The following is a 22,782-nucleotide window of genomic DNA, read 5'->3' as shown; positions in this document are numbered from 1 at the left end:
CCGGAGACTGCGCGATCTCGCGAGGTCGACGCAAACGCGGAGACGACCGAGCGCACGCTCGATCGTCTCCGCGCGAGATTCCCGATCAGTCCACCGGGAGCAGGAAGAGCACGGCGTCGTCGTCGCCGCCCGTCTCCGCGCCCGCGATGCCGGCGATCGCGACCGTCGACTCGTCGGGCGAGAGCGCCACGCTCCAGAAGAAGTCGGTGGCGCCGAGGTCGTACAGCCGCGCGCCGTTGGTTCCGAACGTCGTGTCGGGCGCGCCGCCCATCTGGAGCACCGCGACCATCGCGTCGACCTCGGGCATCTCGCCCGCCGGCGGCGCGGTCGCGGGATCGGGGCGTCCGCCGCCGACCGCGAGCACGCGGTCGTCGCCGAGCACGATCACCGCGCGGCCGTTGTCGCTCCAGCCGCCGACGTCGAGGTACGACTGGCCGCCGGTGCCGTAGGTGGTGTCGAGCACGCCCGCCGACGTGAAGCGGAACGAGACCCAGTCGGTGCCCATGCCGGTCGCGTCGACCGTCGGGCCGTAGCCGATCGTGACCAGGTTCGTGCCCTGGAGCGCGGCGCCGTACGCCTCCGCGTTGCGCTCGTCACGCCCCGCGAAGTCGTGCCACACGCCGACCAGCGCAGTCTCGTCGGTCGCCGCGAACGTCGGGTCGAAGATGCCCGCCGAGCTGACCTTGTAGAGCACCGGCTGCTGCGAGGTGCGGAGCGACTCGCCCGGGGGCGGCGGCGGCGCGGTCGCGAGCTCGGTGAGCGCCGTCGAGGTGATGTAGCCGGTGCCGATGATGCTGCCGTCGGCGAGCACGGTCGCCGAGCGCGCGCTGGCGCGAGCGCCGCGACGCGCGAACGTCACGTTGTTCGTGACCGGGTCGCCCACGATGTCGACGGTCACGAGGCCGTCGCCGCTGAACGTGTTGTCGCGATCACCGTCGGCGGTCAGGCGCACGAGCGCGAACAGCGAGTCGGTGCGCGGCACGGTCGGGGTCGTCGACTCGCCCTCGGGCTGCAGTCCGGCCGCGCGCTGCGTGCCGTGCACGACGAGGCGCTCTTCCGACGCGAGCGAGATGCTCCACACCGTGTCGCGCGCGTTGAGCGTCGAGCCCACGACCTGGCCGGTCGAGAGATCGAGCCGCACGATGCCCTCGTCGCCGAAGTCGGTGTCGACGTCGCCCGTCGTCGTGTCGAAGCCGACCAGCACGATGTCGGTGTCGCCGTTCGCCGGCGCCGCCGCGGCGGGATCGTGCTCGACCTCGCCCGCGATCACGACGCGGTCCGCCTCGGGCTGCACCACGACGGCGTACGCGTTCTCGAGCGCAGCGCCGCCCTCGGCGAGGTTGAGCGTCGCGACGCCCTCGTCGCCGAACTCCGCGACGAGCTCGCCTTCGGCGTCGAACTTCGCGACCACGAGCGCGAAGTCGGTCGCCGAGACCGCGATCTGTCCCGCGGCGTACACGTTGCCGTCGGCGTCGAAGGTCACGGCGCGGAAGCGGTCGTGCGCGGTGTCGGAGAGCGCGACGACCGTGGGCTCCGGATCGGGCACGGTGCCGCCATCGGTCCCCGCGTCCTCGTCGGGCTCTTCGCCGGCGTCGCTGCCCGCGTCGTCTTCCGCGACCATGCCGGAGTCAGTGCCGCCGCCGGCGTCGGCGCGGCCCGCGTCGGGCGTGCCCCCGTCGTCGTCGTCACCGCACGCGACGAGCGCGCCCGTGAGCGCGAGCACTGCCAGGAGCCTCGACCATTTCTGCGAAGTCATCACGAGCTGCCCTCCACCGTTCCCATCGTCCGATGAAATGGACGTGGGATTGATTCTCGATGCTGACGAGAACGCGAATGATGTTCGTTCTCGCGCTCCGATCAAACGGAAACGCCCCCGACGGGGGAACCCGTCGGGGGCGCGAAAGGGAGGGCGGCAGCTCGCCATGTCCGAGGAACCCGAGCTGCCGGACCCGGCACATCATTGCGCCGCGTCGAATCGTACTCTGGTCCCGATGAGAATGACTGTCAACTCCATTCTCAGCGGGAGGCCGCGACGCTCGTGCGGCCGGGGCCCGCGTAGGTCCAGCCGAGCGTCGAGCGACCGCTCGCGTAGGCGCGGACCACGAGCCGTCCGACGCTGCCGTCGGCGAGGCGGACTGCGTAGGTCGTCGCGCGCGGCGAGACCGCGTGGGTCGTCGGGTCGTACGAGTACCAGCCCTCGAGCGCGCCGTTGCCCGAGTACGTCGGCGAGCCCGGCGGACCGGGGATCGTGCGCTCGTCGTCGGCGACGAAGCCCTCGCTCGGCAGCTCGAGCACGGTGGCGGGATCGGCGACGTTCATGTCGATCGCGCCACCCTGCCCCGGACCGCTGGTGCCCGAGCTCGTGCGATAGAGCGTGCGGCTCAGCGCGAGATCCCAGGTCGCGTCGGTCGCGGGCTCGGCGACGGTGACGAGCGCGGCCGCATGCAGATCGACGTACGCCCACACGTTGCTCGTCGACGCGTCGACCTCGATCGCGTGCTCCTGCGGCGCGACGTCGATCGCTTCGAGCGAGAGGCGGAACGTGCCGTCGGCCCACGACCAGATGCGAAGGCGCGCGTACCCACCGCGCGCGGTGCGCACCACGAAGGTCTCGTCCTTCGGCGTGACCGCGTGGGTCGTCGGGTCGTAGTCGTACCAGGACGCGAGGATCGGACTGCGCGCTTCGGCCGGCGCGCCCGGGATGCCGCTCGCCGCGATGTCGTCGACGACGAACCCGATCGTGTCGGTCTCGATCACGCGCTCGAGCTCGACGGCGCCCGCGCTGCGCGCGCCGCCGAGGCCGGTGCCGCTCTCGCCCGAGTTGGTGCGGATCAGGGTGCGGCGGATCGCGAGATCCCAGTCGAGCGAGGTCTCGGGATCGGCGATGTCGACGACACCCGCGCCGACGCGCAGGTAGACGAACGCATCGCGCGCCGACGCGTCGACGGTGATCGCGTCGGTCGGGATCGGATCGACGCCCGCGTCACCACCGGCATCGGGACGATCGGGGGGGCCGGCGTCGGGCAGCTCGACGTCGTCGCCGTCGATGCGCGCCCAGCGGAACGTGATCACCGCCGGCGTGCCCGCGTCGTCGTAGTAGGCCTCGATGCGCAGCTTGAAGAAGTGGCCCTCGACGGTGCGCACCACGAACACGACGTCGCGCGGCGTGAGGCGGTGCGACGAAGGATCGTAGTCGTACCAGTCGTTCGCGCCCTCGACGCCGCCGTTGAACGCGCTCTCGGGGAACGCGTCGGTGTCCTCTTCGATGTCGGGCCCGTCGGCGATCCAGCCGGTCTCGGGCGCGGTGTCGAGCGCGTCGAAGTCGGCCTCGGGCAGGCGCGCCGCGGCCGCGCCGCCGGTGCCGCTCGCACCGCCGTTCGTGATGATCGAGAAGCGCGTGAACGCGAGATCCCAGTCGCGCGAGTCGAGCGGATCGGCGGGCGTGACCGCGAGGCCGGACTCGAGATCGAGATAGGCCGTGCCCTCGGTCGCGTCGACGATCGTGGTGATCGTTCCGTCGTCGTTCACGGTGTGGCGGAAGGGTCCGCTCGAAGACGGGATCGAGCCGTCCTGGACGGGGCCCGCGTCGTGCGCGCCGGCGTCCTCTCCGTCGTCGTCGGAGCGCAGGTCGGGCGCGCACGCGAACGTGGTGAGCGCGATCGCGACGAGCGCGATGCGTGTGGTGCTGATCATGTCGAACTTCTCCTGCTCTCGTCGCTGCGTCTCGCAGCAGAAATCACAGCCGACCGCGGACGCCGCCGTAGAACGTGCGGGGGCGCAGCGGCAGGTACGCGTCTCCGGCGTCGAGCACGTTGTCGACGCCCGCGGAGATCTCGAGGTGGCGCTCGAAGCGCTTGTAGATGCGCAGGTCGAGCTGCGCGGCCCAGGGCGAGTGGATCAGCCCTTCGTCGACGTAGAACGGGCGCTCACCGGTGAGCGCCCAGCGTGCGGTCGCGCCGAGATCCCACTCGCGGTGATCGAACGTCGCGCTCAGCGTGATGCGATGCGCGGCGCGTCCCTCGAGCGCGCGATCGTTCTCGTGATCCCACGCGTGCGTGAACGTGTAGCTCGCGGCGAGCGAGAGCTCGCGGATCGGGCGCGCGGTGAGCGACGACTCGATGCCCTGCGTGGTCGCGGAGGCGATGTTGCCGTACGTGAAGAGCGTGCCGTCGGGGCTCTCTTCGGCGGTCACGGTCGTGATGAGGCCGTCGACGTCGTTGCGGAAGAGCGAGAGCGATCCGCGCAGCTCGGTGATCGGCGTCCACTCGGCGCCGAGCTGGTAGCTGCGCGAGGTCTCGGGGCCGAGCTCGGGGTTGCCGAGGACGACGTAGCCGACGCTCGGGTTCTCGAAGCGCAGCAGGAGCTCTTGGAACGAAGGCGCGCGGAAGCCGGTGCCGAACGACGCGCGCAGCACGAGCTGGCGGACCGGATCGAAGCGCACCGCGAGCTTCGGCGAGAGCTGAGTGCCGTACTGCGAGTCCGCGTCGACGCGCACGCCGGGCACCAGCACGAGGCGCACGTCGTCGTCGATCACGGTCCACTCGTCCTGCGCGAACGGCGATGCGCGGAAGCGCGTGCCGACTCCGTCGAGGCGATCCGACTCGAGGCGCTGGAAGAGCTCTTCGAAGCCGAACGTGAGCAGGTGCGTGTCGACCGGGATGTCGAGCTGCACGAGGAGCTGTCCGAGGTCCTCGCGGTGGTCCTGGTGCTCGTCGAGCGCGGACGCGCCGCGCTGATCGCGGAGGTACTGCTCGCGGAAGATCGCGTACGACGCGCGGGTGGCGAGGCGCGTCCCGCCTCCGAACGTCCACGACGCGCCGAGCCCGCTCTGCATCTGCTCTGCGAGCTGCGCGCGATCGAAGACCGCGCCCGCGTCGTTGCGATCGACGCCCGAGAGACCGCGCTGCATGTACTCGGCGCGCGCGTCGAGCGAGAGCGTCGGGTCGACGCGCCAGCGCACGTCGCCGCCGAGCGACCACTGCATGCGCTCGCTGCCGTCGGTCGCGCGCTGGTCCTCGGGGATCGTGGGATCGCCGCCGCGACGGAAGGGCTCGGCCCAGTGGAAGCCGCCCGAGATGCGCAGCGCGAAGTCACCGAGGCGCACGGCGGCGCGCGCGGTCGCATCGGCGAGCCCACCGCCCTCGCCTCCTCCGCCGCTCGCGCTCGCGTCGAGCTCGACGTCGTCGCGGGTGCGTCGCGTGATGACGTGGACGACGCCGGCGATCGCGTCGGAGCCGTAGAGCGCGCTCGATCCGCCGCGCACGATCTCGACGCGCTCGATGTCCTCGAGCGTGTAGCGACCGAGATCGATCGCGCCGCCGACGCGGCCCGGCACCCGCTCGCCGTCGACGAGCACGAGCACGTGCTCGGGGTCGAGGCCCTGCATCTGGATCGCGTCGCCGCGGAACGAGCGCGTCACGAGGAGACCGGGCTGCTCCTCGAGGAGCTCGCCGAGATCACGCGCGCCCGAGCGCTCGATCGTCGCGCGATCGATCACCTCGACGCGCACCGGGCTGTCGTCCTGCGCGACCTCGGTGCGCGTGGCGCTCACGACGACTCGCGAGGCGCAGAGATCGTCGTCGGGTGGGCACTCGGGCGGCGCCGCTGGCTGGGCGTGGGCACGCGAGGCGCAGAGCGCGATCGACAGCGAAACGGCGAGGGCTGGGAGACTGCGCATCGGCGACTGGAAAAATCGGCTCGCCACTCCGGGCCCTCCCGTTCGCGCGCGCTACGCGCGCTCCCGTCCGGTCCCTCCGGGACGAGCACTCCCGAACCGACTGGAAAGTTGATAACGATAGTCATATACACTGCCCTTGAGAGTCATTCTCGACAAGCGAAATGTTCCGGAGGTCGTCGCGTGAAGCGCAGTAATTCGAGTCGAATCCACGTGTTGCACGTGATGGCCGCGCTCGCGGCCGGCGTCGTGGGCACCCTGTCGTCGGGCTGCGGCAGCGCTCCGCCGCGGGCCGAGGAGGCGCAGGCGACCGCGACACCGGCCCCGGGATCGGGCGGGCAGAGCGCGACGGTCGAGCGCGTGTCGAGCGCCGCGACCGCGCGCGTCGAGGGCGACTTCCACGCCGTCATGCCGACCGCGGTGACGAGCTTCGGTGCGGCGTCGACGAACGGCGCGCTCTACGTGCTCGGCGGCTATCACGGCACGCCGCACGCGTACGTGCCCGAGGATCAGTCGGGCGCGTTCTGGCGGCTCGATCTCTCGCGCACCGGCGCGACGTGGGAGGCGCTCCCGGAGATCGCGCCCGCGCAGAGCATCGCGCTCGTCGCGCACGGCGCGCGCGTGTGTCGCATCGGCGGGATGCGCGCGGTGCGCGAGAACGAGCGCGTGCGGCTGCGATCGATCGACGAGGCGGGCTGTTTCGATCCCGCGCGCGGATCGTGGGAGGCGCTGCCCGCGTTGCCCTCGCCGCGCTCGTCGCACGAGGCCGCGGTGGTCGGTGACACGCTGATCGTCGCGGGCGGCTGGGCGCTCGAGGGCGAGGCGCCGGGGACCTTCGCACGCAGCTGGCTCGCGCTCGATCTCGCGCACCCGGAGCGCGGCTGGCGCGAGGCGGAGGCGCCGTTCGCGCGTCGTGGGCTCGGCGTCGCGGCGCTGGGTGATCGTGTGATCGTGGTCGGCGGGCTCGACGAGGCGGGCGAGGTGTCGTCGCGCGTCGACGTGCTCGACGTCGCGCGCGGCACCTGGTCGCGCGGGCCGGACTTCCCGGCGGACGCGTTCGGCGCCGCGATCGAGCGCGCGGGCGATCGTGTGATCGCGAGCGGTCGCGACGGCGTGGTGTGGTCGTGGCGCGGCGGCGACGATGCGTGGCAGCGCGTGGGCACGATGATGTTCCCGCGCTTCTTCCATCAGCTCGTCGCGCGCGGCGACGACGAGGTGATCGCGATCGGCGGGATCCGCGGGATGGTCGACGCGCCGCGCACCGCGCACGTGGAGTCGATCGCGCTCACGCCGCGCACTGCGCCGCGGGTGACGGTGCTGACCATCGACTCGCCGATGCGCACCAAGAACCGCCAGGGGCTCTTGGTGCACGACGACGCGCTCCACTTCTTCGGCGGCAACGTGTCGCTCGAGCAGCACGACTTCGAGCCGCAGCACTTCGTCGCGGAGCACCACGCGCTCGATCTGCCGTCGCTCTCGTGGACGCGCCGCGCCGACTATCCGTACGCGCGGCAGACGATCCAGACCGTGGTGGCGAGCGATCGCGGGATCGCGATCGGTGGGTTCGGGCACGAGGGCACGACGCCGTCGACCGGTCAGGCGCGGACCCAGGCGGAGGCGTTCACGTACTCGTTCGACGAGGATCGCTGGACGCCGTGGAGCGCGCTGCCGGTGACGCGATCGCAGTTCGGGCTGGTCGCGGACGCGGAAGGTGGGCTGTGGGCGCTCGGCGGGCTCGACTACGACCCGGCGCGCGAGGGCGAGGACGCGTTCCGGCACCTCACCGAGATCGTGCGCGCCGACGCGAGCACCGGTGAATGGCAGGACGCGGGCGTCGCGATGCAGGGCGCGCGTCGTGCGTTCGGTGGCGCGCGCATCGGCGACGTGATGTACGTGGTCGGCGGGATGCGCGGCGAGTTCCAGCTCGTCGAGGACTGTCAGGCGCTCGATCTGCGCGCGCGCACGTGGCGCACGATCGCGTGCCCGCGCACGCCGCGGCTGAACCCGCAGCTCGTCACGATCGGCGAGCGCTTGTACCTCGTGGGCGGCACGTCGCGCGGCGAGGGCGGGCTCGCGGCGGATCGCACGATCGAGGTGTACGACCCGCAGCGCGATGCGTGGTCGGTGCTGATCGAGGATCTGCCGATCGAGCCGAAGCACCTGCGCGCGTTCGAGCTGCGCGGGCGGCTGGTGCTGGTGTCGACGCACGACGCGGAGCCGGTCGCGCGCGTCGCGGTGGTGACGCTGCCGGAGTGACGGAGCACGCGGAGGGCGCCCGGTGAGGCGCCCTCCGCGCGAGGCTCAGGTCGATGCGGTGATCGTCGCGAGGTGATGGCGCGCGTGTGCGAGCACCGCGTCGTCGCCGGTGCGCAGCGCCCACTCCGCGATCAAGGCGGCGTTCGCGGCCCAGCGCTCGATCGTGTGCGAGACGATCGCGGGCCAGGTGACGCCGCCGGCGCGCGCGAAGCGATCGACGACCGACTCGAGCGCGCTGCGCCCGTAGCAGCCGAAGAGCATCGCGAGATCGATCGACGGATCGGTCGCGCGCGCCTCCGTCCAGTCGAGCACGCCGGTGATGCGAGCCTGGCCGTCGAGGAGCAGGTGGCCGGGGTGGAGGTCGGCGTGCGCGAGCGCGACGTGGGTGGGCCACGACGCGTCGTCGTCGATCCACCGCTGCCATCGCACCCACACCGCGTCGGACGGCGCCAGCGCGTCGCGCGTGTCGCGCATCGCGCGGGCGAGCTCGGTGCGTGCGTCGCCGACCGACTCGACGCGCACGCCCGCGTCGTGGAGGCGATCGAGCGGGATCGCCTGCAGCGACGCGAGCAGGTGCGCGTAGGTGTCGAGGAACGCATCGGGCGGTGCGCTCGGATCGAACGCCCACCGCAGCGCTCCGGTGTCGTCGAAGCGCCAGCCCGGCGTGCCCTCGAGGCGCGGGTACGCGATCACATCGCGTGCGTGGACGCGCCAGTCGGGAACCGCCACCGCGAGCGACGGCGCGACGAGCCGCAGCACCCGCGCCTCGCGCTGCGCGGACGCGATCACGTCCGCCCGGCGCGGGGTGCGGACGATCCACGGCGCGCCGGCGTCGTCGCGCGCGTGGACCACGAGGAAGTCGAGGCCGCTCGCGTCGAGCACGTCGCGCTCGGGCGTGACCCGGAGCCCGTAGCGCGCAGCTGCGGCGACGAGCTCCGCGGCGCTCGTGATCGACGGCAGCGGAGGCAGCGCGGCGCGCCATCGATCGAGCGCCTCGGGCCGTGCGCGGATCGCGAGCACCGCGCCCGACTCGTCGTGATGCTCGGAGAGGATCCGCGCCGCGGCACGGATGTCGGCGATCAGTCGACCCTCGGTGAACGGCACGACGAGCACGTCGTGCTCCTCGTCCTTCGCGAAGAACGCGACGATCGCGTCGCGCAGGCGGCGCACCTCGGTGGGATCGTGCGCGCTGATCGCGATCGCCCCGGGATGCTCGGCGAGGAGCGACGCGCGGCGCTCGGGATCGACACGATCGATCTTGCTCAGCACGATCCGTGTCGGCGACGTCGCGCCGATCGCGGTGAGCACCTCGCGCGTGACACGCAGCTGCTCGTGATGCTCGGGTTCCGACGCGTCGACGACGAGGAGCAGCAGATCCGTGTCGCGCGCTTCGTCGAGCGTCGTGTGGAACGACGCGACCAGCGCATGCGGGAGGCTCCGCATGAAGCCGACCGTGTCGGAGACGAGGACGCGCGGCGTCGTCGCAGGCGCGAGCGCGCGCACGGTGGTGTCGAGCGTGGCGAAGAGCGCGTCCTCGACGAGCACGTCGCTGCCGGTCAGCGCGCGCAGCAGCGACGACTTGCCGGCGTTCGTGTAGCCGACCAGCGCGACGCGCGGGACGTCACGGCGCGCCGCGGCCTGGGTCGCGCGGGAGGCGCGCAGTCGCTCGACCTCGCGCTCGAGGCGCGCGCTGCGCTCGCGCAGCTGCTGCTTGCGCAGCTCGACCTCGGTGTGGCCGCGCGCGCCGCGACCCCCACCGCCGCCTTCGCGATCACGTCGTGCGCCGTCGTCGCGCACGCGCGGGATCTCGTACGCGAGGCGCGCGAGCTCGACCTCGAGCTGCGCGAGCCGGGTGCGGGCGCGCTGCTCGAACACGCGGAGCACGACCGCGGTGCGGTCGAGCACCTCGACGTCGAGCGCGACCTCGAGCTCGCGCTGGGCGCCGGGATCGAGCGCGCGATCGACGACGACGAGGACGTGCTCGTCGGGGCCGCGCGCGAGCGCGTCGATCTTCGCGCGCACCTCGGCGCGCTTGCCTTCGCCGAGCATGCGCGAGAGCGGGATGGTGTGAGCGACGCGAACGCCGAGCCCGGCGAGCAGGCGCTGGAGCTCGGAGCACGAAGCCTCGCCGCTCGGCGCGAGCAGGATGGCGAGGTCGGACGATCGATCGGACGACGAAGAGCTTCGGGGACGGGTCATCGAGGTCTCCTTTCGCCGCGCGAGCGCGCGCGGACGCGGGGGACGACCCGGGACGCGGGTGGACACGACGCTCGGGGACACGACGCACCGCCTCGCGCGAGCGCGGGGTCTGCGACGTGTTGGCTCCTCGATTGCGCGATGCACCGCGCCCGGGCCTTCCGGTGGGAAGGAACGTTCGGGCGGGTTGCTCGCGACGCGCGTGCGGCGCGTCGCGGTGCTCAGCGCAAACGGAGGAACTTCAACACGAGGTCGAACATGGGCGCCGCGGAGCGGGCGCGCCAGCGGGATCTCGCGCCGGACGAGGTGAGACGGAGATTAAATCGACGTGTTTCATCGGTCCTAAGCTGCACCACGACGCGGGAGACGTTCTCCTGTCACGCATGCGAGACGTCGCTCTTGCGTCCGGCATCGCCGCGATCGCGCTCTGCGCGTGCACCGTCGAAGCGCCGGGTGATGGCGTCGATGCGTCGATTGCGCCGTTCGACGCCGGCGCCGACGCGGGGCGCGGATACCTGGTGTTCTTCGACGAGGGGCTCGACGAGGCGATCGAGCGACGCTTCGAGTCGGCGATGCCCGCGTCGGACGAGCCGCCGCGCATCGTGTACCCCGAGAGCGGCACGCTCGTGCCGCCGAACCTCGTGGGCGTCGACGTGCACTTCACGGGGCGGACCTACGACACGTTCGAGCTGACGTTCTCGCAGCGCGGCGCCCGCGCGATCGTCGTGTACGCGTGGTGTCGTCCGGTCGGCTCGGGCTGCGTGCTGCAGCCGTGGGACGAGGTGTGGAGCGCCCTCGCGGCGCGGCGGACGATGGGCCCGTTCGAGATGCGCATGCGCGGGCTCGCGGGGGATCGCGTGAGCGCGACGTCGGAGCCGGTGGAGCTCGAGCTCGCGCACGAGGCGATCCAGGGCGCGCTCTACTTCTGGTCGACCGATCCGCCGTCGATCCGCCGCTACGACTTCGCGCTCGGGCGGCGCAGCTCCGAGCTCTACCTGAGCCAGACCGAGGAAGGCACGTGCGTGGGCTGTCACGCGATCTCGCGCGATGGGTCGCGCATCGCGGTCGGCGTGTACGACGCGACGAACGGCTTCCGCGCGCGCATCTACGACGTGGCGACGCGCTCGCAGGTGCTGGCGAGCGAGATCGACGCGCCGCTCCCCGCGTACGGCGATGCCGACGATCTCTTGGTGAGCGGGAGCCCGCCGCCGGCCGACGGGCTCGATCGACCGCTGCGCATCGTGTCGGGTGTCGATGGCCGCGTGCTCCACGAGTTCGGCGTGTCGGGCGTGTCGGCGGACTGGTCGCCCGATGGATCGCGCGTGGTGTTCGACGGCGCGATCGGCGCGGAGGCGCGCGCGCTGCAGATCATCGCGCGCAGCGGTGAGACGTGGGGCGCGCCCGCGGTGCTCGAGACGCCGGGCACCGACGAGGAGCACGGGCCCGCGTTCGCGCCGGACTCGGAGTGGATCGGGTACACCGCGCGCGTCGACGCGCGCTCGGTGCTGGTCGCGACGCGCACGCCGGATGCGTCGCCGGTGGTGCTGGATCGTGCGCTCGGCGCGAGCAGCGACGCGACGTGGATCCGGTGGAACCCGAGCCCGTACCTGCAGCAGGGGCGGCGCATCTACTGGCTCACGTTCTCGAGCGGCCGCGCGCACGGCGTGGTCGCGGGCGGCGAGCGACAGATCTGGATGGCGGCGTTCGATCCCGAGGCCGACCCCGAGGATCCTTCGCGTCCTGCGCTGCGCTTTCCCGGACAGCGCGGAGACGTCGACAACTTCATCGCGGAGTGGACGACCGAGGCGCGCCGGCAGCCCTGCGAGGACGACGACGACTGTCCCGCGGGCGAGGTGTGCATCGACGGATTCTGCTTCCCGGAGGGGCCGGAATGACGACGCGCGCGCTCTGTCTCGCGCTGGTCGCGCTGTGCGGCTGCACGCGCTTCTACGACGTGCCCGATGCGGGTGACGACGCGGGCGCGGTCGACGCGTCCGCGATCGACGCCGGCTCCGCCGACGACGCGGGCGTCGACGCGAGCGACGCCGATCCCGACGCGCGCTGCGACGAGGAAGGCGAGCTGTGCTGCCTCGGCGCGACGTGCGGCGGTGGCCTCCTCTGCGTCGACGGGACGTGCACGAGCGCGGGGTGCGGCGCGATCGGTGGGCCGTGCTGCGAGCTCGATCAGTGCGATCCCGGCGGCGTGTGCGAGGACGGGACCTGCGTCGATGCCCCGTGCGGCGCGGAAGGCGCGGCGTGCTGCGAGAGCGATCCCGCGTGCAGCGAGGGGCTCTCGTGCATCGGCGAGCGCTGCGCGCCGTGTGGCGCGGCAGATCAGGACTGTTGCCCGGGGATGGTCTGCGACGAGGGCATCGACTGCCTGCAGAACCTCTTCGGCGCGTGGGTGTGCGTCGCGCCGATCCCGTGCGGAGCGCTCGGCGCGGAGTGTTGTGAAGAAGGCGACGCGTGCGGGCCCGGGCTCGGCTGCGTCGCGTCCGATTTCGGAGCGCCGATCTGTCTGCCCGGCCCGGCGTGCGGGTCCGATGGACGGGTGTGCTGCGAGGGCTCGCCGGCGTGCGGGCTCGGGATGGACTGCACGACGTCGGACGACGGAGTCGATCGGTGTCGGCGCTGCGGCGAGCACGGGCTCGCGTGCTGCGCCGGCGGAGATCCTCCGTGCGGTCCGGGGCTGACGTGCAGCGAAGGTCTCTGCGGGCTCGCGCCGTGAGGAGAGCGAGCCCGGACAGGTTTGGGCGGTGGAGTGTCGACATGACGATGCGATGTCTGTGCGCGTGTCTCGCGATCTGCGTCGTCGCTTGTTCGTCGGGCGGTGACGACGACGCCGATGCCGGGGCGAACGACTCGGGATCGCCGGACGGCGGAGCCGACGCGGGGCTGCCTTATCGCGTGTTCTTCGACGAAGGCTTCGGCGAGGAGACGAGAGCGCAATTCGCGACCGGGTCGCCGGCGTCGATCGCAGCACCGGAGATCGTCTATCCGGAGACTGGCACGCTCGTTCCGCCGAACATGCTCGGCGTCGACATCCACTTCCGCGCGGCGGTGGTGCAGGCGTTCGAGGTGACGTTCGCGCAGGGCGGGATGCCCTCGGTCGTCGTGTACACGCGCTGCGCGCCGGTGGGCGATGGGTGCGTGTTCCAGCCGTGGCGCGACGTCTGGGCGGAGGTCGCGGCGCGCCGCAGCGCCGGGCCCTACGAGATCTCGATTCGTGGTCTCGCCGGGGATCGCGTGACCGCGGCGTCCGAGGCCATCGAGCTCGAGCTCGCCGACGAGCCGATCGTCGGTGGGCTCTATTATTCGTCGGCCACCGACTCCCCTCCTTCGATCAGGCGGCACGAGCTGGGCCTCGAGCGGCGGAGCTCGGAGCGATTCCTCGACACCGACGGACTCTTCACGACGCACTCGGTCTCGCGCGACGGGACGCGCATCGCGATCAGCGCGGTCGGCAGCGGGACGGACGTGGTCACCCGCGTGTTCGACGTCGTGACGCGCGCGGAGGTCGGAGCGCCGTTCGTCTCGGCCGAGGGTTACGTCGCGCGATATGGCCCCGAGCACGACCTGCTCCTCAGCGCGCAGCTCGCGGATCTGCCGGACTCGCGGACGATCCAGATCGTCAGCGACGGGAGCGTCGTGCAGCAGTTCGACGTGGGCCCCGGGCACAGCGCGGACTGGTCGCCCGACGGAGATCGCATCGTCTACGACCTGACCGTCGACATGCGCGGGTTCCTGTTCGTGTTCGATCTGATGTTGATCGAGCGGATCGACGGAGCTTGGCAGGAGCCGCGGAAGATCCCGACGCCCGACATCATCGGTGCTTATTCGCCGTCGTTCGCGCCGGACTCGGACTGGGTCGGATTCACCGCGCTCGACTCCACCGATCAGGACGCGACTGGCACCTTCGCGCCGCTGATCGTCGCGGCTCGGATCTCCGACGGTCGGTACGTCCACCTGCGCCGCGCGCTCGGCGACGTGGATCGATACCACGAGCGGCCCGAGATCCTGCGCTGGAACCCGAATCCCTACACCCACGACGGGCGGCGGATCTACTGGCTCACGTTCTCCACCGCGCGTGACTGCGGACTGCTCCCGGCGATCGATCACGAGTTCACCGCAGGTCGGCAGATCTGGATGGCGGCGTTCGATCCCGAGGCCGATCCCGACGATCCCTCGCGCCCCGCGTTCCGAGTGCCGGCGCAGCGATGGCGCCTCGACAACCGCATGGGCGAGTGGGCGCTGACGGTGAGAAGGCCGCAGTGCGACACCGACGACGACTGCCCCGAGGGCGAGACGTGCATCGAAGGCTTCTGCTACGAGGCGCCGGAATGAGGGCGCGCGCGATCCTCCTCCTCGCGCTCGTGGTCGGATGCACGTCCGACCCGGTCGACGAGGTCGATGCGGGCGGGGACGATGCGGGCGGCCTCGACGCGTCGCAGGACGTCGACGGCGGCGATCCGCGCGCACGTTGTGACGAAGAAGGCGAGGTCTGTTGCGCCGACGGACAGTGCGGCAATGGACTGCCGTGCATGGCCGGGCTCTGCGGATACCAGGGCTGCGGCGAGATCGGACTGCCCTGCTGCGCCGAGGGCTATTGCCACCTCGGGATCGACGCGGTGTGCGAGGACGGGATGTGCGTCGAGCCGGGCTGCGGCTCGGAAGGACACGAGTGCTGCTTCGAGGGCACGCCGTGTCGCGAGGACTTCCTCTGTCACGAGGGCACGTGTCTGCGCTGCGGCGCGCTCGGCGAGCAGTGTTGTCCGGGCGCGGAGTGCGACGGTGATCTCTATTGTCTCGCGGAGTCGGGCACGCTCGGACAGTGCTTGTCGGAGCCGCCGCCCTGCGGCGGCGAGTACGAGCGTTGTTGTGACGAGGGCGCGGCGTGCGGCGCGGGGCTGGGCTGCACCTCGATGACGCCGGGAGACTCGTTCTCGCAGTGTCTTCCGGGCCCGACGTGCGGCGCGGATGGCCGGACCTGCTGCGAGGGCGAGACGCGCTGTGGCGCCGGGATGTCGTGCACGAGCGAGAGCGACGGAGTGGATCGCTGTCGGCGCTGCGGTGATTTCGAATTGCCGTGTTGTGAGGGCGCGCGCGCGTGTGGTCCGGGATTGACCTGCGCTGGGGACATCTGCGGATTGCCGTGAGCGGGTAGCATCGCAATGCATGACGAACCCAAGATCGGGATCCTCGGGACGGGTGACGTCGGGCGAGCGCTCGGCTCGGGATTCATCGACGTGCTCGGGGATCGCGTGACGATCGGCGCGCGCGATCCACGCGATCCCGAGACCAACGAGCGGATGGGGACCTGGCTCGCGAAGCATCGCGGCAAGGGTGAGCTCGGCGCGTTCGCGGCGGCGGTCGAGGGCGCGGACATCGTCGTGCTCGCGACGCTGTGGACCGGCACGAAGAGCGCGATCGACATGGCGGGCGGCCCGGCGGCGCTCGCGGGCAAGGTCGTGATCGACGTGACCAATCCCTTGCAGTTCACCGGTCACGGGCCCGAGCTCGCGCTGGCGCACACCGACTCGGGCGGCGAGCAGGTGCAGCGATGGCTGCCGGGCGCGAAGGTCGTGAAGGCATTCAACACGATCGGGAACGCGCTGATGGTGAAGCCGACGCTCGCGCAGGGGACGCCGACGATGTTCTTCTGCGGGAACGACGAGGGCGCGAAGAAGGTCGTGGGCGAGATCGTGACGTCGTTCGGTCACGACGGCGTCGACATCGGCGGCTTGGACGGCGCGCGACTCCTCGAGCCGCTGTGCATCCTCTGGGTGCGCTACGGGATGCGCACCAAGAGCTGGGGCCACGCGTTCAGCCTGCTGAGGAAGTGACTCGGGCTCGGCTTCAGCGAGGCGGGCGGCCGAGCACCTGCGCGAGGCGTGCTTCGGCCCGCTTGCGCGCGGCCTCGGCGGCGGAGCGCGCGCTCGCAGCCTCCTGATCGAGCGCGTTGACGCGATCCTGCGCCTGGCCGAGCTCGCGCACGTAGCGCAGGCGCAGCTCGCCCTCTGCGCCGCCCTCGCGCAGCACCTGCAGCTGCTCGGAGATCTTCGACTGTCCCTGCTGCACCTGCGCGCGCTGCTGCTCGAGCTGCTGGGCGCGGGCGTCGTGGGCGCTCGCCTCCGCCCACGCCGAGACGATCTCGGAGAGCGAGCTGGCCAGCGGGCCCTCGAGCACCCCGGCGCGCAGCCACTCGCTCAGCTGCGCGGGCGAGAGGCTCGCGTACTCGAACCGACGCGAGCCGTGACCGACCTCGACGACCTCCAGCTCCACGTGGCTGCGCGGCGGCACCTTCGCGCGGAAGCGGCGCCACGACGCGGTCTCCTCGAAGGGCTTCGCCTCGTTGTCGTCGGCGAGTCGGCGCTCGTTCCGCTTCGGCAGCTCGAAGACGACCTCGACCTCCTCGTCGTGATCGCTGTCGGCGCGCAGCACGTGGCGATCCTCGATGCGCTGCTCCTCGGCGAGGAACCGATCCGCGAGGCGGACGCCGGTCGCGATCCATCGCGAGCTGCTCTCGTGCTTGCAGCGCACCGCGAGGTCCTTCGCGTACGCGAGCTTCACCGACGCGCCGCGCACCGTGTACGGGACCATCGCTTCGCCCGCGTACACGCCCTCGTCGTAGATGACCGCGGGGCCTTCCTCGAGCACCGCGCCGGTCTGGTTGTCGAACGAGAGCACGAGATCGGGCGTGGCCGGCGTGCCGGTGCGCCAGATGCGCTCCTTGCGCGCGTGCGCCTGCGCGGCGAGGAGCGGTGCGAGCGCGGAGCCGCCGCGCGGCAGCGTGATCGGCTGCGCGATGCGGTACTCGAAGAGCTCGCCGCGATCCTCGAGCAGCGCCGCGCTGTCGGCGGCCTGGTACATCGCCTCGGCCGGCATGCCCCGCTGCGGCGGAGGCGCGGCCATCGCGGCCATCATCGGCGCGGGTGCGGGCGGCGGGCCTCCGAAGCCGGCGGGCGCCGCGGCCGGGGCGAGCGCCTTCGCGAGGCGCGGTGCGCGCTCGTACTGCGTGGGCGCCGACGCCGCGCGCGAGCTCTCCTCGACCACGACGCGCTGCACCGTCTTCGGTCGATAGAGATCGATGTCGAACGAGATCGGCTGGCCGGTCGTGAGCGTGAGCGCGACGTCCTCGACGTCCTCGTCGAGCGGGTTGTGCACGATCGCCCACGCCGACACGACGGTCTGCGACGCGTCGGAGACGATGCGATACGAGACGCGCCACACCGGCGCGGGGACGACGTACGAGACGCGCAGATCGTCGGCGCGCCCCTCGACGCCGATGCGCACCGAGCGACGCTCGTGGCTCGACGCGGCGCGACGTCGATCGAGGAGCAGCTCGAGATCCGCGGCAGCGATGGGATCGTCGAGGTCCACCTCGCGCACCCGCTCGAGATCGACGACGCGGATCGCACCGCGCTCGACCCGCAGCGCGAGGTGTGGACGCACGCCCTGGTCGACGCGGCGCATCTCGAGGCCGATCACCTCACCGGTGATCGTGGTCTGGTCCTCCTTCACGCTGATGCGACGGCCGCGGAACGCGGTGAGCAGCGCGGAGAAGCTCTCCTCGGGCGGCAGGACGAGCCCGCGCGCCGCGAGCGCGCGCTCGGGATCGTCGGGCTTGTCGAACGCGATCGCGGTGGGACGCGCGTCGCCCGCGGCGACCCACACCGTGAGCGACTTGAGCACGTCCTTCATCTCTTCGCGCTCGAACGAGAGCTCGAAGGATCCCTCGCAGGGCCCGCCGCGCTCGACGTGCGCGACGCCGTGCTTGAAGAGCACCATGCGCTGCACGGTCGGTCGCTTCGCGTTCGTCGTCGTCATCGATTCCCCCTCGTGCGACGGGCTGCGGGCTCGAAAAATCGGCTCGCCCGCCGGTCCCTACCGTGCGCGCGCTTCGCGCTCCCGTCCGGGACCAGCGGACGAGCACTCCGACAAGGACTCAGAAGAGCGTGCCTTGCTTCTTCTTGGCCTTGAGCCCGAGGTGCTCGAACGCGCGCTCGGTGGCCATGCGGCCGCGCGCGGTGCGCGCGAGGAATCCGTTCTGCAGCAGGTACGGCTCGATCACGTCCTCGAGCGTGTCGCGCGGCTCGCTCAGTGTCGCCGCGAGCGCCTCGATGCCGACCGGGCCGCCGCCGTAGAACTCGATGATCGCGCGCAGGAAGCGGCGGTTCATCTCGTCGAGGCCGAGCTCGTCGACCTCGAGCCGCTCGAGCGCGGCGCGCGCGGTCTTCGCGTCGAGCTTGCCGTCGCCGAGCACCTCGGCGAAGTCGCGCGAACGGCGCAGGAGGCGGTTCGCGATGCGCGGGGTGCCGCGCGCACGGCGCGCGATCTCGAGGCACGCCTCGTCGTCGATGCGGACCTCGAGGATGCCCGCGCTGCGCCGCACGATGCGCGCGAGGTCCGAGGGATCGTAGTAGTCGAGGCGCGCCTCGATGCCGAAGCGCGAGAGCAGCGGGCCGGTGAGCAGCCCGGTGCGCGTCGTCGCGCCGACGAGCGTGAACGGCGCGATCGGGATCTGCAGCGTGTTCGCCATCGGTCCGTCGCCGTGCACGACGTCGATGCGGAAGTCCTCCATCGCCGTGTAGAGGTTCTCTTCGACGACCGACGAGAGGCGGTGGATCTCGTCGATGAAGAGCACGTCGCGCTCGCCGAGCTTCGTGAGCAGCGCCGCGAGCTGACCCTTGTGCTCGATCGCGGGGCCGTGCGCGAGGTGCAGCGTCACGCCGAGCTCGGCCGCGAGGATGTTCGCGAGGGTCGTCTTGCCGAGGCCGGGCGGGCCGAAGAAGAGCGTGTGATCGAGCGGGCCGCCGCGAGCGCGCGCGGCGTGCACGTAGACGCGCAGGTTCTCGACGAGCTTCGGCTGGCCGACGAACTCCTCGAAGCGCGTGGGGCGCAGGCTCGCGTCGAGGCGGCTCTCCTCGTCGCCCGCGGGCGCGGCCTCGAGCAGGTTCTGCGGGCGCTCGATCTCGCTCGCGCTCGCCTTCGGGCTCTTCTTCTTGGTCGCCATCGACGTCAACCCAGCGACGAGAGCGCTTCGCGCAGCAGCACGTCGACCGACTTGCCGTCGGCGCCCGGCGTGATCGCGGCGACGGCGCGCTCCGCCTCGCCGGGCTTGAAGCCCATCGAGACCAGCGCCGACGCGACCTGGCCCAGCGGCCCGCTCGGGATCGGGATCGGCATCGCGATCGGCGCGCCGATGCTGCCCGACGACGAGCCCGCGGTGACGAACCCGAGCTTGTCGCGCAGCTCGAGCACCAGGCGGTCCGCGATCTTCTTGCCGACCCCGGGAATTCCCTTGAAACGACCGGGATCCTGGCGTGCGACCGCGTCCGCGAGCCCGCGGGCGTCGAGGTGGGAGAGCACCGCGAGCGCGAGCTTCGGGCCGATCGACGAGACGGTCATGAGCGTGCGGAACGCCGCGCGATCCTCGGGTGTGGCGAACCCGAAGAGCGCGATCGCGTCCTCGCGGACGTGGGTGTGCACGTGCAGCGTCACGGTTTCCGGGGGAGTGGGAAGGCGCCCGAGCGCGCCGAGCGGGACCGACACCTCGTACCCGACGCCCGCGACGTCGAGGACCACCGTTCCGTCGACCCCACGATCCACGATCTGCCCGCGAAGACGCCCGATCACGCGCGGACAGTACCACGCAGACGATCATGTGAGCCGTCCAGGGGGAGCCGAGGCACAACTACGGTGTGAGCCGGGAAACCCCGCGGCGCCTGCGCCTGATCAGCCCTAGCGATCCCGTCATGGGCTCGCACGAGGGCGCCAAGGCTTCAGGAGAGATCTCGGCGGACGTCTCGGGCCACCTGCCCGCGGTCGCGCCCATCGATCTCGCGTCGGCGTTCCGGGCGTACGGCCGCTACGTCGCGTGGATCGGCATGCGCATCCTGGGCCGGCGCGAGGACGTCGACGACCTGGTGCAAGACGTCTTCCTGGACGCGGTGCGCGGGATGGATCGCCTGCGCGATCCCGGCGCGGCGAAGGCGTGGCTCGGCACGCTGACGGTGCGCAAAGCCCGTCGCGTGCTGCGCAAGCGGCGGATGATGCGCTTCCTCGGTGTGGACGAGGGCGCGGACTACGGGGAGATCGTGGACGAGAGCGCCTCGTCCGCGGAGCGCGTGATGATCGCGGATCTGTATCGGATGCTCGACACCTTGCCGACGGAAGAGCGGCTCGCTTGGACATTGCGACACCTCGAAGGGGAGCAGCTCGAGCGAGTGGCCGAGCTGTGTGGGTGCTCGCTGGCGACGGTGAAGCGGCGGATCGCGGCGGCGCACGCGATCATGGGGGGAGAGCTGGGGGATGTCTGAGCGCGCGACGCTTCGGCAGATGACGCGTGCTGCGAAGCAGCACGTGGGCATCGAGTGGGACGCGGCGAGGGCCGCGCATCTCGCGGAACGTGCGAGCGCACGGCAGCGCCGGCGCACGCTGGCGCGCGGTGCGATCGGCGCAGGTGTGGTCGCGTTCGCCGCGGGGTTCCTCCTGATGTGGGGCGCCCGGCGCACGCCAGCCGCGACGCACGGCCCCGACGCGATCGCGCACGCTGCGCACGCGCTGCCGGCCGAGGGGCACGGTGTGCTCCGCTTTGCCGAGGGATCGGTGGCGACGCCGCTCGACGCGAGCTCGGAGCTCGTGGTGGCGGCGGTGCGCGACGACGAGATCGTCGTCGACGTCGTGCACGGTGGCGGTCGCTTCGAGGTCACGCCCGGGCTGCCGCGGCGCTTCCGCGTGCGCGCGGGCGACGTGGTGGTGACGGTGCTGGGTACGGTGTTCACCGTGCGGCGCGAGGGCGCGGGCGCGAGCGTCGAGGTGGAGCGCGGGCGCGTGGAGGTCACGTGGGAGCCCGACGGCAACGCGGTGCTCGGCGCGGGTGAGAGCGATGCGTTCCCGCGCGCGGCCGCGACCGCGCGGGTCGCGACCGAGCCCACCGTCGCGGCGGCATCGGTCGAAGCAGAAGAGGTCGCGACGGCGGTCGTGCGCGAAGAGCGCGCGCCGCGCAGGCGTGATCGTCGCGCGCGCGCGGCGGAGCCGATCGAGCAGGTCGCGGACGAGGAGATCGAGATCGAGATCGCGCCGGAGGAGGCCGAGCTCGAAGGATGGCGCGCGCTCGCGGAGCGGGGCCGCTTCGACGAGGGCTACGGGCTCCTGCTCGCGGACGCGTCGGTGCTGCCCTCGCGCGATCTCGAGGCGCTCATGCAGGCGGCCGACGTCGCGCGTCTGTCGGGGCATCCCAGCGAGTCGCTCGCGTACCTGCGACGCGCGCTCGACGTCGGGCGGGGCGATCCGCGCGCGCCGATGGTCGCGTTCACGCTCGGCCGCGTGCTCCTCCAGCAGCTCGGTCGTCCGAGCGACGCGGCCGCGGCGTTCGCGCAGTGTCGCGCGATGGCGCCCGACGGCTCGCTCGCCCAGGACGCGCTCGCGCGCGAGGTCGAGGCGTGGCACCGCGCGGGCGACGTAGAACAGGCGCGTGAGCGCGCGCTGGAGTACCTTCGCTTGCATCCCCACGGGCTCCGCGCGAGCGCCGTGCGGCGTTATGGAGGCATCGAGTAGCGCGTCCTTCGCTGGCACCACGATCGTCGCGATCGTGTGCGCGCTCTCGACTCCCCACGCCGTCCACGCACAGGACGCGAGCACGATCACCGGCCCGCGCGTCGCCCTCGAGGTCGAGGCGTGCGCGGGCATCGATCCCGAGATCGTGCATCGCATCCTCGGCATCGAGCTCGGCGCCGACGCCGATCTCGACGCGCTGCCGACCGATCCCGAAGCGAGCCGGGTGCGCGCGACGTGCGCCGACGCGGAAGGCACGCGCGTCGCGCTCGCGGTCGACGAGCCCCTCACCGCGAAGCACCTCGAGCGCTCGATCGATCTCGTCGCGTCACCGGAGTCCGGGCGATCGCGCCTGGTCGCGCTCGCGCTGGCGGAGCTGCTCGCGGCGAGCTGGATCGAGCTCGGGATGCGGCGCGATCCCGAGGTCGTCGAGGTCGGCGCGCAGGGCGGCGACGAAGCGCGCGCCGTCGCGCTCGCGATCGCGCGCGAGCGGATGCCCGGCGCGGAGGTCGTGCGTGTCGAGGAGACCCCACGCGAGACCCCGCGCGCGCGTCCTTTCGGCGTGCGCGCGATCGGCGTGGGGCGCGTGTCCGGCGACCCGCTGCACTTCTCGGGCGGCGGTGGGCTCGGGGTCGATCTCGAGCTCTACGCGCCGCTCGCGATGAGCGTCGACGTGCGCGGCGAGCAGGGCTCGGTGACGGTCGGCGAGAGCGGGCTCGTCCGCATGACCGTCGCGTGGACGAACGCGCTCCTCGCGCTGCGCGTGCCCTTCGGTCTGCACCACGCGGACTTCGGCCTCGGCGGACGCGCAGGCTACGGCTGGATGGTCGGCGAGGGCGAGCGCGGCATCGGTGGTGCGGAGCAGAGCGGGCCGCTGCTCGGGGTCGTCACCGCGACCCACATCTCGCTGCACATCGTCGCATCGGCGTACCTGCACGTGGGGATCGAGCTCGCGTGGATCACGCTACCGCTCTACGGAACGCTGGGATCCTCGGGCGAAACCGTGGCCCGCATCGGCGACGGACAGCTCTCGATCACGCTCGGGTTCGAAGTCCGTCCCGAATGATCGAGCGCCCGTCGAGCACAAATCGACGAGCTCG

16 protein-coding genes are annotated in these 22,782 nt (G+C 72.1%); 9 read left to right on the top strand and 7 right to left on the bottom strand.

Features of this window, described 5'->3' with window-relative positions; genetic code table 11:
• Positions 1 to 85 precede the first annotated feature (85 nt).
• The 3 genes from I5071_RS01340 to I5071_RS01330 form a co-directional block, all read right to left on the bottom strand.
• The gene (locus I5071_RS01340; protein WP_236520042.1) at positions 86 to 1,756 is read right to left on the bottom strand and encodes a hypothetical protein; all 1,671 of its coding nucleotides are present in this window, start codon (positions 1,754 to 1,756) and stop codon (positions 86 to 88) included.
• A gap of 260 nt (positions 1,757 to 2,016) precedes the next feature.
• Positions 2,017 to 3,693 carry an HmuY family protein gene (locus tag I5071_RS01335; protein ID WP_236520041.1) on the bottom strand — a complete coding sequence of 559 codons (1,677 nt, stop codon included), beginning with the start codon at positions 3,691 to 3,693 and terminating at the stop codon, positions 2,017 to 2,019.
• Positions 3,694 to 3,736: 43 nt separating this feature from the next.
• Positions 3,737 to 5,551, bottom strand: a complete 1,815-nt coding sequence (locus I5071_RS01330) for a TonB-dependent receptor plug domain-containing protein (RefSeq protein ID WP_236520040.1) — start codon at positions 5,549 to 5,551, stop codon at positions 3,737 to 3,739.
• A 336-nt stretch (positions 5,552 to 5,887) separates the two neighbouring features.
• Between I5071_RS01330 and I5071_RS01325 the strand changes: the two genes are divergently transcribed.
• Entirely contained in the window at positions 5,888 to 7,930 is a 2,043-nt protein-coding gene (locus tag I5071_RS01325) for a Kelch repeat-containing protein (RefSeq protein WP_236520039.1), read from the top strand.
• 45 nt (positions 7,931 to 7,975) lie between these two features.
• Here I5071_RS01325 and hflX read toward each other — a convergent pair whose 3' ends face one another.
• A complete protein-coding gene (gene hflX, locus I5071_RS01320) occupies positions 7,976 to 10,273 on the bottom strand; it encodes a GTPase HflX (RefSeq protein ID WP_236520038.1) in 2,298 nt (765 codons plus the stop codon).
• Positions 10,274 to 10,509: 236 nt separating this feature from the next.
• Here hflX and I5071_RS01315 point away from each other — a divergent pair, with 236 nt between their 5' ends.
• From I5071_RS01315 to I5071_RS01295, 5 genes are read left to right on the top strand one after another with little or no spacing between them, the layout of a single operon-like run.
• The gene (locus I5071_RS01315; protein ID WP_236520037.1) at positions 10,510 to 12,021 is read left to right on the top strand and encodes a hypothetical protein; all 1,512 of its coding nucleotides are present in this window, start codon (positions 10,510 to 10,512) and stop codon (positions 12,019 to 12,021) included.
• Positions 12,018 to 12,854, top strand: coding sequence for a hypothetical protein (locus I5071_RS01310; protein ID WP_236520036.1), 837 nt, complete (start codon positions 12,018 to 12,020; stop codon positions 12,852 to 12,854). The genes I5071_RS01315 and I5071_RS01310 overlap by 4 nt, the downstream gene beginning before the upstream one ends.
• Before the next feature lie 41 nt (positions 12,855 to 12,895).
• Positions 12,896 to 14,470: a hypothetical protein gene (locus I5071_RS01305; protein WP_236520035.1), complete on the top strand. Its 1,575-nt coding sequence runs from the start codon at positions 12,896 to 12,898 to the stop codon at positions 14,468 to 14,470.
• Positions 14,467 to 15,282: a hypothetical protein gene (locus tag I5071_RS01300; protein WP_236520034.1), complete on the top strand. Its 816-nt coding sequence runs from the start codon at positions 14,467 to 14,469 to the stop codon at positions 15,280 to 15,282. Before I5071_RS01305 ends, I5071_RS01300 begins: the two co-directional genes overlap by 4 nt.
• Positions 15,283 to 15,297: 15 nt before the next feature.
• Entirely contained in the window at positions 15,298 to 15,969 is a 672-nt protein-coding gene (locus I5071_RS01295; protein WP_236520033.1) for an NADPH-dependent F420 reductase, read from the top strand.
• 13 nt (positions 15,970 to 15,982) lie between these two features.
• On the opposite strand, the gene I5071_RS01290 is transcribed toward I5071_RS01295, so the two are convergent.
• The 3 genes from I5071_RS01290 to ruvA form a co-directional block, all read right to left on the bottom strand.
• Positions 15,983 to 17,953 carry a DUF4139 domain-containing protein gene (locus I5071_RS01290; RefSeq protein WP_236520032.1) on the bottom strand — a complete coding sequence of 657 codons (1,971 nt, stop codon included), beginning with the start codon at positions 17,951 to 17,953 and terminating at the stop codon, positions 15,983 to 15,985.
• 118 nt (positions 17,954 to 18,071) lie between these two features.
• Complete coding sequence (gene ruvB / locus I5071_RS01285; RefSeq protein WP_236520031.1) at positions 18,072 to 19,139, bottom strand: Holliday junction branch migration DNA helicase RuvB; 1,068 nt, start codon at positions 19,137 to 19,139, stop codon at positions 18,072 to 18,074.
• Between the two features lie 5 nt (positions 19,140 to 19,144).
• Positions 19,145 to 19,762, bottom strand: a complete 618-nt coding sequence (gene ruvA / locus I5071_RS01280; protein ID WP_236520030.1) for a Holliday junction branch migration protein RuvA — start codon at positions 19,760 to 19,762, stop codon at positions 19,145 to 19,147.
• Between the two features lie 119 nt (positions 19,763 to 19,881).
• Between ruvA and I5071_RS01275 the strand changes: the two genes are divergently transcribed.
• Genes I5071_RS01275 through I5071_RS01265 form a run of 3 tightly spaced genes read left to right on the top strand, consistent with a single transcriptional unit; the run spans position 19,882 to position 22,748 of the window.
• Positions 19,882 to 20,445: an RNA polymerase sigma factor gene (locus tag I5071_RS01275; protein WP_236520029.1), complete on the top strand. Its 564-nt coding sequence runs from the start codon at positions 19,882 to 19,884 to the stop codon at positions 20,443 to 20,445.
• Positions 20,438 to 21,685 carry a FecR domain-containing protein gene (locus I5071_RS01270; protein ID WP_236520028.1) on the top strand — a complete coding sequence of 416 codons (1,248 nt, stop codon included), beginning with the start codon at positions 20,438 to 20,440 and terminating at the stop codon, positions 21,683 to 21,685. Before I5071_RS01275 ends, I5071_RS01270 begins: the two co-directional genes overlap by 8 nt.
• Positions 21,669 to 22,748 carry a hypothetical protein gene (locus I5071_RS01265; protein WP_236520027.1) on the top strand — a complete coding sequence of 360 codons (1,080 nt, stop codon included), beginning with the start codon at positions 21,669 to 21,671 and terminating at the stop codon, positions 22,746 to 22,748. Before I5071_RS01270 ends, I5071_RS01265 begins: the two co-directional genes overlap by 17 nt.
• The last annotated feature ends 34 nt before the right edge of the window (positions 22,749 to 22,782 follow it).

Source organism: Sandaracinus amylolyticus, from assembly GCF_021631985.1.
In the GTDB taxonomy this organism is placed as follows: domain Bacteria; phylum Myxococcota_A; class Polyangia; order Polyangiales; family Sandaracinaceae; genus Sandaracinus; species Sandaracinus amylolyticus_A.
Note: the sequence above shows the minus strand (reverse complement) of the source record. Positions and strands in the feature narration are given on the sequence as shown.